Below are 16441 nucleotides of genomic sequence, written 5' to 3'. Positions count from 1 at the left end.
GCACTCCAGGTGGTACTGGACCGTGCGCTTGGACAGCGGATCACCCCCGCGTCGGCGGGGAGCACTGCGGCACGCCTTGTGGCACGGCCGGTTACAGCGGATCACCCCCGCGTCGGCGGGGAGCACACCGGCTGCCGTCGGCCCGCTGACCCGCTCCGCGGATCACCCCCGCGTCGGCGGGGAGCACTCTTTCTGACCTGCGCCTTAATGACGCCTTTGCAGATTCTTTGCCCAGCAGTTGATCTTGGCGGGCGTGGTCATGTTGGCAGATTACACGCGGAGTTGGGGGAGTTCATGTCCGTGCGGTGTGGTTGTGTCGCGTGTATCAAGGCAGGGGAGTCGGAATGATGCGCGAGCCGGATGAGTCGGTGTGGGGGAAGTCGCGGGGCCTGGAGAGGCCGTATCCGTTGGTGCGGCATCTGCTGGATTCCGCCGCGATGGCAGGGTACTTGTGGGATGCGTATCTCTCTGAGAGTCAGCGGGCTCATATTGCTGCGGGGCTGGGGGCGGCTGATGATCCGACGCGCGCTCGGTTGCTGGTGGCGTTGTGTGCGGGTTTGCATGACGTCGGGAAGGTGTCGGGCTTTCAGTTCTGCGATGCGCGCGGCCGGGGCCAGCTGAGTGAGGTTTTGGTTGCGGATGCAGGGCAGGCCGAGGTGCAGCGGGTGGGGCACGCATTGGCTGGGATGCAGGTTGCGCCTGTGCTGTTGACGGCTTTGGGGTTCAAGGAGGACGGGACGGGCGGAGTGTCCGCGCTGGAGCGGGTGGCGGAGGTTATCGGCGGGCACCACGGTGTGTTCGGCGCCTTTGAGCGCGAGGTGACGGATACGGCGGCCTATCAGGCGCTGTTCGGCGGGTCGCGGTGGGCGGATGAGCGTGTTGCCCATGGAGCGTCGGTGTTCGGCCTGCTGGGGGGACCGCGGGGGCCTGAGGTGTTCGAAGCGTCTGCGGCGGTTCTGGTGACGGGGGTGGTGGTTTTGGCTGACTGGCTGGTCAGCCAGGAGTACTACCTTCTTCGGCGCCAGCGCGGCCGGCGGATGAGGCTGAGGGAGCATTTCGCGGAGTCGGTCCGCCTGGCGCCGGGACTGGCCCGTCAGGCGGGGCTGGCGCCGGTGGAGTTGGCACGGAAGGAGTTCGGGCAGGCGTACGGGATCGAAGGAGGCCCCAATGCGCTGCAGTCCTCGGTGGTGGCGGGCTTGGAGAGGGTACTGGCCGCGCCAGGTGCGGGGCGTGCCGGAATTCTTGTGGTGACGGCTGCGCCGGGGGATGGGAAAAGTGAGACGGCGCTGGAGGCGGAGCGGGTTTTTGCCCGGGTGTGCGGGACGCGTGGGTTCGCGTTTCTGCTGCCGACGATGGCGACGAGTGATCAGATGCATGGGCGTGTGGCGGGGAGTCTGGTGCGGCAGGGGGGTGGGGGCGGTGGGCTGACGCTGTCGCACAGCATGGCGTGGCTGAGTGCCGCCTACAGCGATCAGGGCGCGAGTGGGGATGGGGGTGTGCTGGTCGGTGCGGAGGAGCATGTTCCGGGGGTGGGGCCGGTTCAGTGGCTGCGCGGTTCGAAGCGGGCGCTGCTTGCGCAGTGGTCGGTGGGGACGATTGACCAGGCGCTGATGTCGGTTTTGCCGGTGCGGCACAACGCGCTGCGGTTGCTGGCGTTGTCGGGCAAGACGGTGATTGTGGACGAGGCGCATGCGTACGACCCGTACATGCAGGTGTTGCTGGGGCGTTTGCTGAACTGGCTGGGAGCGTTGGGGGTGCCGGTGGTGCTGTTGTCGGCGACGCTTCCCGTGTCGATCAGTGACCGGCTTGTGCGGGAGTACCTGCAGGGGGCCGGGCACAGTTCGAGGGCGTTGAAGCGCTGTTCGTTCAGGGTGCCGTATCCGGGCTGGCTGTATGTGGATGCGGTCTCGGGTGAGCAGGCGTCGATCGGTGAGGAGGATCTGGCGCTGCAGGTGGGGGAGCGTGCGACGGATCTCGCCGTGACGGTCGAGCCGGTGAATCACCTGGAGCCGGCGCAGGGTGGTGCCAGGGCGAGGCTGGCGGTCATCGAACGACTGGTGGATCCGCTGGTCACGGGTGCTGATGGGGGGTGCGCGCTGGTGGTGTGCAACACGGTGGACGAGGCGCAGGACACCTTTGTCTGGCTTCGGGACCGCTTGCGGAGTCGTGGTCTCGAGGGCGGGGGTATTGAGCTGCTGCACGCGCGGTTGCCCGCTGATGTGCGGGAGGCGCGCACCATAGCGATCACCGGGGGGCTGGGCCGCGATGGTGGCAGGCCGGCTGGGGGTGGTCCGGTGCGGCGGATTGTGGTGGGTACTCAGGTGGTGGAGCAGTCGCTGGATCTTGACGCGGATGTGGTGATCAGTGACTTGGCGCCATTGGCGCTGTTGTTGCAGCGGGCAGGGCGCTGCTGGCGTCACGAGACGTGGTGGTGCGTGAAGGGGCGTCCTAGGGGGCCGAGACCGTTGTGGGCGGCCGGCAAGGGCGGGCCTCACTTGATCGTGCTGGATCCGCTTGCCGGCGGCGGGGCGGTTCCGGTCCGGTGGGGCACTGTCTACCCGGAGTACCTGCTGCTGGAGACGTCCAGGGTACTGGCGGACCGGGACGGGGGCCGTATCGCGATTCCGGGTGAGGTGCAGCAGCTGGTGGAGCAGGTGCATGGTGACCGTGCGGACCGCTTCGACTGGGAAAGCCCGCGCTGGGAGGCGGCATGGACGGCGCAGCAGGGTGATGAGTTCGCTCAGCGTAGTGTCGGCGAGAATATCGCTATTCCGCGTAAGCGGTCTGTGCGGCGTCTGTACCAGCTTCACGAGCGCGGTGTCGCGGACGAAGGTCAGGCGGCGACCCGGCTCGGTGCCGACTCGGTGCGTCTGCTGTGTGTGTTTGAGCAGGAGAGCGGGGGTGTCACGCTGGATCTCGTGGGTGATGTCCCGCTGCCCGGTCCGGGAGGTGACGGGCGGATGTCGATCGAGGCGGTGCGCGCGGTCATGAAGCGGACCGTGCCGGTGCGCGCCGACTGGTTTTCTCCGTCCGCGGTGGAGTTTGCGGTGCCCGAGGTGTGGGCCGGGCACCCGTTCCTGGGTGAACTGGTCGTGCTGCGTCAGGCAGTCGTGGGTGGTGAGGTGCGTCCCGCCGTGGTGCTGGGGAAGGCCATTTCGCTGGATGCTGAGCTGGGCATTGTGCGACGCTGAGCCGGTCGGGCCGGCGCCCCCGCATCGGCGGGGAAGGGGTAGAGGTGAACGTGACCACCCCGAGTCGAACGGGATCACCCCTGCGGCGGCAAGGATTCGCTGCCCCGGTCGGGGGTTGCTGCGGGCCGGACACCCGGATGGCTGCTCGCGCTCCATCGGTGGCCCAGCAGGGTAATTGGTTCGTGAGCGACTTCTGAGGTTGTTGTGTCGCCGTGTCGTGTTTGACGGTCGCGGTACGTAAAAGGCTTCCTACCATGCATAAACCACTCCAAGGCGAACCTTCCAGATATTTCTTCACGGGGTCGCCTTATGTGCTTGAGTCGCCAACACGCCCTGACACCAACCGCGTTGTCAGTGGCGGGTGCTTGACTGCGCCTGCGTTGACCCGGCCTCCTCAACCGTGGCCCGGGAGGCATTGCCGTCGGCTGCGCTCGATGCGGATGGGGGAGGTTTTTGTGGGTTTCGATGTGCGTGATGAGCCGTGGATTCCGGTGCGGCTGCGTGAGCCGGTGCAGGCCGGCGCGGTGGGGGAGCGGTCGGTGCGGCTGGGGCTGAGAGAGCTGTTCCGGCGGGCGCACGAGATCGTGGATCTGGAGGTTCCGTTACCGCCGTCCGCTTCGGGGCTCCTGCGGATTCTTGCCGCTCTCACGGCGCGTATCGCCAGCCATGGCGGGGTCCGCCTTGATGACGTTGATGTAGCCGAGGACGTGGAGGACTGGGTCCGGCTGCGTGCCCAGGTGCTCGAGGCCGGCCGGTTCGACGCGGACGCGGTGGATGCGTACTTCGATGACGTGGCGCTGGCGGGACGGTTCGATGTGTTCGACCCGGTGCGGCCGTTCCTGCAGGATCCCCGGCTGGTCGAGCAGTGCGTGGACAAGAAGGGCAAGCCGAACCCGTCAGGGATCAATAAGCTTGTTTTCGGTCGTCCGACGGGTGTGAACGGTGCCGTTCTGTTCGGGCACTTCAATGACGGTGATCCTGTTCCCGTTCCGGCTGCGGAGGCGCTGTGGCATCTGATCGGCCAGCTCTATTACGGCCCCGCCGGGCAGTGCACGCCGCGACAGATCACCGCTGAGCGGGCGGGCAGCGGGGATGCGGGCCCGTTGCGCAAGACGGTGTCCTTCCATCCGTGGGCACCGGACCTGTTCACTTCCCTCGTCCTTTCCGTCCCGGTCCCGGGTGCGGGGGGAGTGGATGCGGATGAGGACGACGCCTGCCCGTGGGAGGCCGATGCGCTTCCCGATCCCCTGGGCCCGGCCGCGCCCGCCACGTGGCCTGGGCATCTGCTGACAGGCCGGGCCCGTCACGCCGTCCTCCTGGTCCCCGCAGGCCATCAGATGGTCGGCGACGCTTATGTGTCGTGGTCCACGCATGCACCCGCTTCCGATGTCCGTGACCCGTTCCTGGTCCTGGACCGGCCGCGCAACGGTGAGGGCCCGGACTTCCCGCGGCTCGCGAACGGCCGGCGGGCGCTGTGGCGGGACCTGGACGCGCTGCTCCTGAAGGATGTGCCGGGGCAGTCGAAACGGCCGCTGATCCTGCAGGACGTACCACGCTCGATCGCCCCCATGCTGCGGGTACGGGCCTACGGCTTCGACCAGGACGGCCAGCAGCGCGACAGCGGATGGTACGAGGCCACCACCCCGCCGGTGCTGGGCTGGCAGGAGGACGTCGACGCCGCCCAGGCTTTGCGGGTGCGGGCCTGCCGGCAGGCCGCCGAGGAGATCGGCGACCGGCTGTCATTCGCGGCCCGCCTCGCCTGGAAACTCACCACCGACGGTGGCGAGGACATGGCGGAGAAAGTCCGCCTGGACCGGAAGAAGCCCGGCCCGTGGGACAGCCGGGCCCTGGCCGTGTTCTGGCCCCGTGCCGAGCAGGTCTTCTGGACACTGCTCACCACGGACGGGGCGAACAGTGCCCCGCACCGCCCCTTCGCCGACGCGGCACTTGACGCCCTCGACGATGCCATCGGCACCATGCGCGCCGACGTGCGCGTCGCCCGGGCCCGCAACCGGGCCCGCAGGACCATTCGGACCGCGGTGCCCCGCCCCGCCCCCGCAGCCTGAACCTCCCCTCCCGTTCCGCCCTCTCGGTGACACCCGGCAAACAGCCCGGCTGCCCGGGACGCCCACCACGTCATTGACCTGCCCCGACGGAGACCCCATGCCTGATACCCGGCCAACTGGCCCCCCACAGACCGACGACGAGCCGCGCTACTCGGAAAAGTACGTGAACCACATCAAGGAACTGTGCGCCCGCGACCACCGGGCGCGTGCCGCGTTGCGCAGCGCGGTCGCCCGCCCCGTCGAGCGCAGCCCCCGCTCACACGCCTACCTGGTCCGGCGACTGCCCGACAACCTGTACCCCGACGACAAACGGGCCTACTACGCCATTGCCGCGCTGATCGCCGACCGCCCCCGCCTGGCCCGCGACACCGAAGCCGCCAACCGGCAGGAAGGAGAGCCGGGACCAGCCACGGGCGTTGCGGTGCGTGGATGGTGGAAGCGGCCGACCCTGGGCACCGCCCTGGCCGACGGGGTCAACAAGCGCCTGATGAAACCGAACACCGCAGAGTCCGACCTGCACCTGATGGCCCGCCAGAGCAGCGAGGCCCTGCATACCCGCCTGCCCTCCCTGCTGCGCCATCTGCAAAGCGGAGGTGTGCAGATCGACTGGCCGGTGCTGCTGGAGAACCTGGCCTGGTGGGACCGCGACCGGGACCGGATTGCCACCCGGTGGATGGAGTCCTACTTCAGCACCCTGCACGACGACGACTCCGCCACTGACAACGACGCCGCACAGACCGTCTGACGCCGCGCCCGGCCCCGGCCCCGGCCCCGGCCCCGGCGACCGTCTGTCGTACCCCGAACCCCATTCTCAGAACTTTTCGTCTAAGGAGACGATGCCCGATGTCCGTGTTCGCTGATTTCCACGCACTGCAGTCAGTGCCCGTTGCCAATCTGAACCGTGACGATCTCGGTTCACCGAAGAGTGTCAAGTACGGCAACGCGTCGCGTCTGCGGGTCTCCAGCCAGTCCTGGAAGCGGGTGATCCGTCACGGCGTCGAGGCCGACCTGGGGGAGAAGGCCGCCCGCACCCGGCTGGTGCCGGTCAAGGTCGCAGAAAAGCTCCGCGACCAGGACTGGCCCGAGGACCTTGCCGCATTCGCCGGAGCCCAGGTCGCCGCATCCGCCAGCGCGAAGAAGCCCCTCAAGGTCGAGCAGGCCGGCCACACCTCCGTGCTCCTCTTCCTCCCCGAGAGCGGCATCGAGGAGCTGACCACCCTGTGCACCCTCCACCGCGAGGCACTGGAAAAGGGGCTGGGGAAGAAGAACCCGGGTGCCCTGTTGCCGCCCGCACACGTCGAGGAGATCCTCAAGCGCCGCACCGCCTCCATCAGCCTCCTGGGCCGCATGCTCGCCGAACTGCCCGGAGCGAACGTAGACGGCGCAGCCCAAGTCGCTCACGCCTTCACCACCCACGCCGCGGAGCCCCAGCGCGACTACTTCACCGCAGTGGACGACTGGCTTCCCTCGGACGCGACCGGCAGCGGCCACCTGAACACCGCCGAATTTGGCGCCGGCGTCTTCTACCGGTTCGCCTCCGTCAACCTCACCGATCTGATCACCAACCTCGACGGCGACGCCAAGGCCGCACGCACCGTCCTGGCCTCATTCGCCGAACAGTTCCTCATGTCACTGCCCCAGGCCAAGAAGAACAGCACCGCCCCGCACACTGTCCCCGACCTCGCCTACCTGGCCGTTCGCCGCCACCGCCCCCTCTCCCTGGCCGCCGCATTCGAGACCCCGGTGCGCGCCGACAACGCCGGAGGATTCTCCGGACCCTCCCGCCAGGCACTGGCCGCCTACGCCCGCGGCATCCACCGCCTCACCGCAGACGCCCACCGCCCCTTCCACGGACACGCCGCCGTGAGCGGTAACACCCTCGAAGGGATCGGCGAAGAACATCCCTCGTTCGCCGGCCTCATCGAAGCAACCGTCGACGCCGCCCTCACCGCCCACGGCAGCCGGCCGTGAACGGACTCCTCCTGCGCCTGGCCGGCCCCCTGCAGTCCTGGGGCGAACGCTCCGCATTCACACCCACCCGGGAAACCGCCCCTTTCCCGACCCGCTCCGGGCTGCTCGGCATGTTCGCCGCCGCCGAGGGCCGCCCCCGCACCACCGCCCTGGCCGACAACCCCTACGACGACGTCGTGTTCACCGTGAGGGCCGACCGGCCCGGCACCCTCCTCACCGACTTCCACACCGCCGGCGGCGGACTGCCCGATCCGCTCACCGCCGCCACCAGCGGCGGTAAACACAAAGGCGCCGCAGTCATCACCCGCCGCGACTACCTCACCGACGCCGTCTTCGTCATCGCCGTCCAGGCCCCCGACACCACCCTCAACCGCATCACTCAAGCCCTCACCACCCCCCACTGGGCCCCCTACCTGGGACGACGCTCCTGCATCCCCGACGAACCGCTCCTGCTGCGCCCCCACTGCACGGACCCGGTTACACAGCTCCTCCACCACGTCCCCCTCAGCCCCGACCCCGCCACCCGCGTCCCCACCGATCACGAGGACGGCACCGTGCCGGTCCGGTTCTACTGGGAAACCCCACCACCACACGACCGCGGTCAGGAGACGATCCAGCTCAGCTCCTATGACCAGCCCGTCAGTTTCACCCCGCACGCCCGAGCCCACGCCCGACGCACGCTGTACCGCACCACCGAGCACCTCCCGGCCCGGCTCCTCACCAGTCAGACCGGCACCGGCAACCGGCCCTCGCACCAGGACACCCCGCCCCTGCAGGAGCGGCTCATCAGCTACGCCCTCAACACACAGGAGACCGTCGCATGAGCCCCAGTCCTGCGGTCCTCGCCCGCATCCGGCTCAACCCCCACCACCGCGCCGTCCAACGCGACATCCACGACGCCGACCAGATGCACAAGACCCTCATGCGCATGGTGCCCGACCATCTCGGCGACCACGCCCGCCAGCAGACCGGACTCCTGTACCGCCTCGACACCGACGACGACGGCCACACTCTCCTCGTCCAGGCCGCCCACCCCCTGAACACCGCCGGCCTGCCCCACGGCTACGGAAACGCCGACACTCGAGAACTCGCCCCCATGTTCCAGGCCCTCCACGACGGACTGGGCGTCCGCTACCGCATCGTCGTCAACCCCATCAAACGCGAACGTCTCTCGCTGGACCGCAAGAACGAACGGGGCCGCACCCTTCCCCTCAGCGGACCCGACGCCGACCAATGGTGGCAACGCCGCGCCACCGCCAGCGGCCTGCAACTCCACACGCTCACCCCCCACACCATCGCCCCCGCACGCAGCCGCACCGCGAAACCCGGCATGCGCCATAGCCTCATCCGCTACGACGGCACCGCCACCATCACCGACACCCACGCACTCACCAACGCCGTCCTCACCGGAATCGGCCGCGGCAAGTCCTACGGCGCCGGCCTCCTCAGCCTCGCGCCCGCACCCACCCCATGACCCGCCCATCCGGCAACGACGCCCGGACACGACTGGCCGCCCCCACGCTCGCCATGCTCCCCCGCATCGCAGACTCCCTCTCCTTCCTCTACCTCGACAAGGTCCGCATCGTCCAGGACGACACCGGCGTCTGCGCCCGCATCGACGTTAACCACGAACGCACCGACCTCGTCTACCTCCCCACCGCCGCCCTCTCCTGCCTCCTGCTGGGACCCGGCGTATCCATCACCACCCGCGCCCTGGCTACCCTCGCCCGCCACGGCACCAGCGTCATCTGCACCGGTAGCACAGGCGTCCGCGCCTACGCAGCGATCCTGCCCGACTCCCTCACCACCCACTGGCTGGAGCGTCAAGTCACCGCCTGGGCTGACCCCAACCAACGACTCAGCACCGCCACCCGCATGTACGACCTGCGCTTCAGCCCCGACCAGGCACCCTCCAACGCCACCCTCGACCAACTCCGCGGCCTCGAGGGACAACGCATGAAATCCCTCTACAAAATCCAGGCCGAGCAACACGGCATCGGCCGCTTCCGACGCAACTACCACCCCGACCAATGGGACACTCAAGACCCCGTCAACCTCGCCTTATCCGCCGCCAACACCTGCCTCTACGGCATCGTCCACGCAGCCATCCTCGCCCTCGGCTGCTCACCGGCCCTCGGCTTCGTCCACACAGGAAAGCAACACGCCTTCGTCTATGACGTTGCCGACCTCTACAAAGCCACCACCACCATTCCCATCGCCTTCTCCCTCCACCAATCGCCCCAGCCCGAACAAGACGCCCGACGCTCATTCCGCGAAGAACTGAGGCTCCTGCGACTCCTGCCACGCATCGTCCGCGACATCCAGAGCCTCCTCGCACCCCCGTCTGACATCGGTGACGGCGACGACAGCGCCGAGAGTCAGGACGTTCGCATAGTCCATCTCTGGGATCCCAAAGCCGGCACCCTGCAAGCAGGCGTCAACTACGCACCCGACGGAGACTGAGATGCCGTCCCTGCTCGTCATCGCCACCACAGCCGTCCCCGACCACCTCCGCGGCGCTCTCTCACGCTGGACTACCGAAGTCGTCGCAGGAATCTTCGTCGGCAGCGTCTCGGCGCGCGTCCGCGACAGCCTCTGGAACTCAGTAGCCGACGTCGTCGAAGACGGAGCCGCTGTCTTGATCCACCCCGCCCCCACAGAACAGGGCTACACGATCCGTACTGCGGGTACCCGCCGCCGCGTTCCCGAGGACTTCGACGGCCTCACTCTCATGCGTATGACTGGACTCCCACCCACTCAACCTCAAGTAAAGGAAGTGCAAACCCCTGGCTGAGGTGCAGGTCAGGAAGTGTCCTCCCCGCCGACGCGGGGGTGTTCCGGGCCCCCCTCCAACTGATCTTTGGAGGGGGGCGTCCTCCCCGCCGACGCGGGGGTGTTCCGCCGGAGATGCCGCGGCCGAGCTCGATGTACCCGTCCTCCCCGCCGACGCGGGGGTGTTCCGTACCCGGGCTCCGCGATGGAGTCGAACGTGGTGTCCTCCCCGCCGACGCGGGGGTGTTCCGCCCTCGGAAACCAGGTCCGGTTCGCCGAGGCTGTCCTCCCCGCCGACGCGGGGGTGTTCCGGCTCAGGAACACTTCCGGCACAGCGGCTACGAGTCCTCCCCGCCGACGCGGGGGTGTTCCGCCTCCCTGTTCGCGTACGAGCACCTCGTCACCGTCCTCCCCGCCGACGCGGGGGTGTTCCGCCCGTCCCCGGCACCCCGCAGGACCAGCAGGAGTCCTCCCCGCCGACGCGGGGGTGTTCCGCGACAAGGACCCGCGGCCGGTGAGTGGCCGCGGTCCTCCCCGCCGACGCGGGGGTGTTCCGCGCGGGCCCGTGCCGCGCATTCCGAGGCACTGGTCCTCCCCGCCGACGCGGGGGTGTTCCGTCGGTCTCGGTACGGGTGTCCATGCTGCCCTCGTCCTCCCCGCCGACGCGGGGGTGTTCCGGTGCAGCTCACACGCGACGTGTACGACGGTGCGTCCTCCCCGCCGACGCGGGGGTGTTCCGGCCGATGACCGTGAGCTGCCGCAGCAGCCCTCGTCCTCCCCGCCGACGCGGGGGTGTTCCGGGCACCAACGCCCACCTCCGCGACACGTACCCGTCCTCCCCGCCGACGCGGGGGTGTTCCGGGGACGTACACCGGGCTGTTCTACCGGCGGAAGTCCTCCCAGCCGACGCGGGGGTGTTCCGGAGCCGGTCCGCCTCGGCACCCGGCCCGAGCAGTCCTCTCCGCCGACGCGGGGGTGTTCCGCGCCGGCGGATTGGTCGGGGGAGCGGGGACCGGTCCTCTCCGCCGACGCGGGGGTGTTCCGGCGGACGTCATCCTGCTCGCCCCTGCCACCTTGTCCTCCCCGCCGACGCGGGGGCGTTCCAGCCCCTGCGCTCAAGAGCAGGCCGAGACTTGCGTCCTCCCCGCCGACGCGAGGGTGTTCCGCGCCCGTGGATGCAGGGCGAGCTCAAGCGCCTGTCCTCCCTGCCGACGCGGGGGTGTTCCGAGGCCGACGAGGACCTGAGCCCGGATGAATGCGTCCTCCCCGCCGACGCGGGGCTGTTCCGAACAAGGCCGTCCTCGACAACCTCCTGCGCGCCGTCGGGACTACTGTGTCGTCATCGGGTACACGCAGGCCTCATCCCACCGGGTGCCACTGGTCATTGCTCACAAGGTGTCAGGGAGGAAAGGCCACTCCCTCTGGGCTCGTTGGACGTACCAGAAGCCTGGGAAGGACATGAAGACCAGAGCAGGTGGAAGAAGTCCTCCTGGACGGGCGACAACGGCCGCGCACCCGGCGTCGCGGTCGAGACTCTCTGGGGACACTGGCCGTGCCGGCGGCCCGAAACTGCCCGCGAAGACGTTGGTCTGTACCCAGTTCAAGGGCAGTAAGAGGAAGGCCTGTTACCGGCTGCCCTGATCTGAAGCTCGGATGCTCGCCCGCGCCAGCGGACAACCGGGTCAGGCGGGTCCGGGCCACGACTTCAGCACCTGCCCGTCCTCAGCTTCGTCAATGAGGATGATGTGGGTGCCGTCCGCGCCGCCTCGCAGGCGGATCCATGACGTGAACTTCTGATCGGCCGTATTGGCGTCAGGCCACCAGCCGCGCGCGATGGTCCGCGCTTTGATGGTCAGGGTCAGGCAGTAGCGATCCATGGCGGTGGCATCCCGTCGTGACGATGGTTCGGATTCTCCCGCTGCGCTGGCCCGTCCTGATGGGCTCGTGGACAACCAGCGGGGTGGGTCACCGTGGTCGCCCTGTGGGCGGGGCGGTCCTGCTGGCGGCTGCGGTTGTGGCGATGCCGGGTCCGTAGCGGGCACAGGCGCGGTCGAGGGCGGCTTCGAGGTCGCGGGCCTTGTCCTCGGAGGAGTCGAGGGTGAGCTGGTGGACGGCTTGTTCGGCGGGGAGGAGCCGTTCTGCGCGCAGCGAGATGGTCCGGACGCGGGCGCGCTGGAGTCCGAGGAGGGCGAGGAGTGAAGCGCGCGGGTTCCGAGAATCCTGGACACGTACAGCGGCGAACCCGTATGTCGACGGCCGCATTCTGCCGTAGTCAACGGCAGGTTCGCGCTCGTAGTGGCTTTCCGGCGAGGTACGGGGAAGGTGAAGTAGGTGAAGGCCGCGTTGTGGAGGTCGTAGATGGTGAGGAAGTCGTCGCCGTCGCCGTCGAGCTGTGCTCTGCGGCGTCCGGGGTCGTGGTGCTCCGCTTCAGATGCTGTGCGGACGGTTCTGAGGACGCGTCAGCGCATGGACTCCCTCAAATGGATTGCCGCCCTGGGCTTGGACTCCAGGGGGTTTACCCGCTGCAGGTCCACTTCCGCGACACCCGCCTCGGTGGTGATCAGCGCGTACTCGGCCGACTCCCAGGCTATCCCGGACGGCCGCGCCGGCCATGACGAGGCGGAGGACGACGCCTGGGGGCGGGCGACACCCCCGTGCCGGGCAACGTCGGAGTTACTCCGGGCTGGTCAAGCTTGTCCTGCGGCGCGGCGGCGGTAGTCGGCGGCGGCTGCCGGTCGTCCGTCCGCATCGAAGGCGTCAGCGGCCAGCAGATATGCCGCCCGCAAGAGACTCGCGCATACCTCCGGGTACTTCTTCACGCGGGGGCGCGCCCACTTAACGACCCTGCGCGCATAGTTCCACGCTCCCTGTGGATCGCTGGGCAGCTGCGCCCGCCCGGCCTCCAGAAGGCACTCGGCCAGCCACCGGTCTGCTGCGTGAGTGTCGGGGTGGTGGGGCCCGAAAGCGCGTTCGCTGTCGGCGGCGACCTGTTCGAGGAGGGTAATGGCGTCAAGGTTGCGGTCGGCGTGCCGGTAGGAGGTGGCGAGGCCAGCACGCCTGTAGAGGATGGCCGGGTGCCCGGGGGGGAGGATACGTTCGCTGTCGGCGAGGACCTGCTCTTGGAGGTCGATGGCCTCAGGGAGGCGGTCGGCGTGCCGGTAGGAGGTGGCGAGGTTCGCACGTACGGAGAGGGTGTCCGGGTGCTCGGGGCCGAGGATGCGTCCGCTGTCCGCGGCGACCTGTTCAAGGAGGGTAATGGCGTCGTTGTTGCGGCCCGCGTGCTGGTAGGAGGTGGCAAGGCTGGCACGTACGGACAGGGTGTTCGGGTGCCTGAGGGGGAGGATACGTTCGCTGTCGGCGAGGACCTGCTCTTGGAGGTCGATGGCCTCAGGGAGGCGGTCGGCGTGCCGGTAGGAGGTGGCGAGGTTCGCACGTACGGAGAGGGTGTCCGGGTGCTCGGGGCCGAGGATGCGTCCGCTGTCCGCGGCGACCTGTTCAAGGAGGGTAATGCCGTCGTTGTTGCGGTCGGCGTACTGGTAGGAGGCGCCGAGGTTCATGCGTGCATAGAGGGTGTTGAGGTGGTCGGGGTCGAGGAGACATTCGCAGTCGGCGACCACCTGCTCTCCGATGCGGATGGCCTCATGGAAGAGGCCGGCGTGCGAGTAGGAGACGGCGAGACTGTTGCGTGCGGTGAAGGTGTCCGGGTGTTCGGGGCCCAGCACGCGCTCGCCGTCAAGGGCAACAGCCTGCCAGTGGGAGACCCCCGCGGCATAAAGGCCCGCGTGGAGCAGGCTGTTTCCGGCGCGGAAGAGCAGGGCGCGACCGCCCGGTGTGGTGATGAGGTCGTCGGTGCAGGTGGCAAGGGTGTCGGTGTTGGCACGAAGTGCGGCGGCTAGGCCGGGCGCGGTGTGATCCGCCTCGGGCCACAGGGCCAGCAGGGCGCCGGCGGCGGCCTCGGCGATGGCGGGTGCGGCGTCGGTGGGAAGGATCTCCTGGGTGGCGAGTGCAGTCAGGGCGTGGATGCGCACGGCGCGGGGGCTGTCGGTCGTGTCGTCGGTGAGCAGGCTGTAACGGTGAAGGAGCCGCATTGCTGAGCGGGCCTGCCGCGAATCCACCGCCTGCACCTCGTCACGGGCTGGCTTCCTGTCCTCAGTTCCTGTCCGTACGGCGCGGTGGTCGGCGAGGTAGGTGGTGACGGCCTCGGTCGCCCAGAGGGCACAGGGGTGCCCGGCAGGGTCCAGATGCGCGGCCAGTCGGAGCGCCGGCGCGGCCAGTCCGACCGGTTCGCGGGCCTGGGCAGCGTCCAGCGACACCAGCAGGGAAGCGGCCACCTGCCGTCCGTACCCTTCCGTGTCCGCGTCCGCAGGCAGCAACTCGTCCAGCCGCGCCCGGCGGTTGGTGAAGTCCTGCAGGTATTCGGTGCAGGACACGGCTTCGTTGATGATGTAAGCGCCGGCGTAGGACAGGGCCAGCGGCAACCGCCCTAACGTCTCGACAAGGCGCTCGGTGTGATGGTCGAGGAGGTGGGCCATGCCCTCGTCGGTCAGGCGGGTCGCCAAGTAGTTGTGCGCCTCGGCGGGGGTGTAGGTATCAACGGGCACCACGGCGCGCCCGCCGCCGGACAGGGCTGCCTCCCGCAGCCGTGTCGTGGCCAGCACCCGGCCGCTTCCTCTGACGGGGGGCCACCAGGGCGAGATCTCGTCGGGGTCGATGATGTTATCGAGGATGACCAACCAGGTGCGGGTTGTGGTGGCCAGCCATTCCAGGAATCCCCGAGCGTCGGCCTCAGCGTCCTGGCCGTCGGCCCCTGAGGCTTGGACGCGCAGGGCGGCGCGGGCGTAGGCGGCGACCACTTGGTCGGCGGCGGCCGCGTGCACCCACACCCGAAGTTCCACCTTCTCGTCGGCGGCTTGGTGGGCGTAGGAGGAGGCGAATTGGGATTTGCCGACCCCACCACCCCCGGACAGCACCACCGTGCCGCCCCCCGCCCAGGCAGCGTTGACTTGCTCACGCAGCGCGGACCGGGGCTGGAACGCCGACGCCTGCCCCGGAACAGACCCGACGATGACAGGCCATTCCACCGGCCCAGGCGCGGGCAGCGCTACCGTGACATGAGCGTTGGGGCCAAACGCGCTTCCGATGATGTCGCCGGCGGCCGTCACGGACCCTTCCCCGCCCCCGAGTACCACTGGCTTCTGCCCGGGCGCGCCGCCCTCGCTTCGCACGTTCGTCTCCTCCAGAGAGCCGTACCGCGGTTGGGGCACTGGACCTGCCTTCGCGGGAGTCGACTGCGCTTCGGTAGCAGCGCCGCTTGACGCCCCCTCACGAGATTGCGGGGTTCGGCCCTGGGCAGTGTGGGGCCTGCGTCCAGGCCAACGTGGGGGTGTCATCGGGTCTCGCTGTCATCGCCGATGGCGCTGCCGATGATGTCGCCGCCCGCGGTTACCGACCTTTCCCCGCCGCCGCGGACCGTCCGGACCGGGCCCCCCTTGTTGCGTCGACGCAGGAGGTCAGCTGGTGTCGCGGCCTTGCTTCCCTCGCCAATGGCGCTGCCGATGATGTCGCCGCCCGCGGTTACCGCCCCCGTACCGCTCCCACCCTCAACAGAACCCGCCTTCGGGCTTGGGCCTTCCTCCTCGGAGCCAGTCCCGGCCGTTGAGGGGCTGGGGCTGGGTGCAGAGGCTGCATGCCGGGGCGGTTCGGCTTGGGCTGCTTCACGCAGGAGTTGCTTGAGGGTGTTGAAGGTGCGCTCTTCGCGCAGGATCGTGAAGTGGTCCCCGGGCAGGGACAGCGCATTGGGGAAGACGCTGCGGGCCGAAGCGGCCAGCACCACCCTGTCGGTCTCCCCGGCATAGACCGAGAACGGGATGGGGCAGCTGTTCGCGGTCACACCGGGGGCATTGACGATGTCCCTGAGCACGATCGCATGGGTGTCACTGACCTGCTCATCGAACGGACGCAGTTGCTGCTCCTGCCGGTTGCGGAGGGAGACCTGTTTGCGCAAGGACAGGAGGAGGTCGGATCCGGTGTTGGGGCAGGCGAGCAGCACGATCCGCCGGATGCGGGCAAGGTCGTGGCTGCGGCCCCGGTGGAGCATGCGGGTGAGGTAGCGCTGGATGACAAGGCCGCCCATGCTGTGGCCGACCAGGACCAACCGCTGCAGATCGGTGGTTTCGGTGTCCAGGTAGGCTGCGAGACTGTCCGCGACGGTGTCAATCGACGGCAGGACTCTTAGCGCACGAAATGGGTTGAGCCAGCCTCTGCCGAACAGCCCGGTCGCATACTCGAACCGGGGCTGCGGTTCCACGTCGGTCAGATCCTCGGTCTGCGCCAGGGCGACGCGTACCGCGTCCCACGTCTTCGCCGACGAATCAATTCCGTGGACGAACACCACACCCAACGTCTGACGCCCGGACATCGCATCCCCCAACCAACGACCCG

12 protein-coding genes and 2 CRISPR repeat arrays (1 of these 14 only partly in view) are annotated in these 16441 nt (G+C 68.9%); of the genes, 8 read left to right on the top strand and 4 right to left on the bottom strand.

The window, feature by feature from the left end:
* Positions 1–187: a CRISPR direct-repeat array (repeat unit 29 nt; unit sequence CGGATCACCCCCGCGTCGGCGGGGAGCAC) (it extends 1977 nt beyond the left edge of the window).
* Between the two features lie 157 nt (positions 188–344).
* The 8 genes from cas3 (at position 345) to cas2e (ending at position 10022) form a co-directional block, all read left to right on the top strand.
* Complete coding sequence (gene cas3 / locus OG912_RS38265) at positions 345–3191, top strand: CRISPR-associated helicase Cas3' (protein ID WP_327713739.1); 2847 nt, start codon at positions 345–347, stop codon at positions 3189–3191.
* Positions 3192–3646: 455 nt separating this feature from the next.
* Positions 3647–5257: a type I-E CRISPR-associated protein Cse1/CasA gene (gene casA / locus OG912_RS38260; RefSeq protein WP_327713738.1), complete on the top strand. Its 1611-nt coding sequence runs from the start codon at positions 3647–3649 to the stop codon at positions 5255–5257.
* A 97-nt stretch (positions 5258–5354) separates the two neighbouring features.
* On the top strand, positions 5355–6002 hold the full coding sequence (casB, locus tag OG912_RS38255; protein ID WP_327713737.1) for a type I-E CRISPR-associated protein Cse2/CasB: 648 nt from the start codon (positions 5355–5357) through the stop codon (positions 6000–6002).
* A gap of 98 nt (positions 6003–6100) precedes the next feature.
* Positions 6101–7228, top strand: a complete 1128-nt coding sequence (gene cas7e / locus OG912_RS38250) for a type I-E CRISPR-associated protein Cas7/Cse4/CasC (protein WP_327713736.1) — start codon at positions 6101–6103, stop codon at positions 7226–7228.
* Positions 7225–8052, top strand: coding sequence for a type I-E CRISPR-associated protein Cas5/CasD (gene cas5e, locus OG912_RS38245; RefSeq protein WP_327713735.1), 828 nt, complete (start codon positions 7225–7227; stop codon positions 8050–8052). Before cas7e ends, cas5e begins: the two co-directional genes overlap by 4 nt.
* Positions 8049–8702 carry a type I-E CRISPR-associated protein Cas6/Cse3/CasE gene (gene cas6e, locus OG912_RS38240; protein WP_327713734.1) on the top strand — a complete coding sequence of 218 codons (654 nt, stop codon included), beginning with the start codon at positions 8049–8051 and terminating at the stop codon, positions 8700–8702. Before cas5e ends, cas6e begins: the two co-directional genes overlap by 4 nt.
* Before the next feature lie 53 nt (positions 8703–8755).
* Positions 8756–9691 carry a type I-E CRISPR-associated endonuclease Cas1e gene (cas1e, locus tag OG912_RS38235; RefSeq protein ID WP_327713778.1) on the top strand — a complete coding sequence of 312 codons (936 nt, stop codon included), beginning with the start codon at positions 8756–8758 and terminating at the stop codon, positions 9689–9691.
* A 1-nt stretch (position 9692) separates the two neighbouring features.
* Positions 9693–10022: a type I-E CRISPR-associated endoribonuclease Cas2e gene (gene cas2e / locus OG912_RS38230; RefSeq protein ID WP_327713733.1), complete on the top strand. Its 330-nt coding sequence runs from the start codon at positions 9693–9695 to the stop codon at positions 10020–10022.
* A gap of 17 nt (positions 10023–10039) precedes the next feature.
* Positions 10040–11288: direct repeats of the CRISPR family, unit length 29 nt; unit sequence GTCCTCCCCGCCGACGCGGGGGTGTTCCG.
* 394 nt (positions 11289–11682) lie between these two features.
* On the opposite strand, the gene OG912_RS38225 is transcribed toward cas2e, so the two are convergent.
* The 4 genes from OG912_RS38225 to OG912_RS38210 all read right to left on the bottom strand — a co-directional run bounded on the left by OG912_RS38225 (position 11683) and on the right by OG912_RS38210 (position 16418).
* Positions 11683–11877: a hypothetical protein gene (locus OG912_RS38225; protein ID WP_327713732.1), complete on the bottom strand. Its 195-nt coding sequence runs from the start codon at positions 11875–11877 to the stop codon at positions 11683–11685.
* 88 nt (positions 11878–11965) lie between these two features.
* Positions 11966–12262 (bottom strand): hypothetical protein, encoded by a 297-nt coding sequence (locus tag OG912_RS38220; RefSeq protein ID WP_443061126.1) that lies wholly within the window; start codon positions 12260–12262, stop codon positions 11966–11968.
* Between the two features lie 425 nt (positions 12263–12687).
* A complete protein-coding gene (locus tag OG912_RS38215; RefSeq protein WP_327713731.1) occupies positions 12688–15081 on the bottom strand; it encodes a tetratricopeptide repeat protein in 2394 nt (797 codons plus the stop codon).
* Positions 15082–15386: 305 nt separating this feature from the next.
* Entirely contained in the window at positions 15387–16418 is a 1032-nt protein-coding gene (locus OG912_RS38210; protein ID WP_327713730.1) for an alpha/beta hydrolase, read from the bottom strand.
* Positions 16419–16441 lie beyond the last annotated feature (23 nt).

The sequence above is a fragment of the Streptomyces sp. NBC_00464 genome (genome assembly GCF_036013915.1).
Lineage (GTDB): Bacteria > Actinomycetota > Actinomycetes > Streptomycetales > Streptomycetaceae > Streptomyces.
The sequence above is the reverse complement of the archived record's forward strand: the minus strand, read 5'-3'. Positions and strand labels throughout refer to the sequence as shown.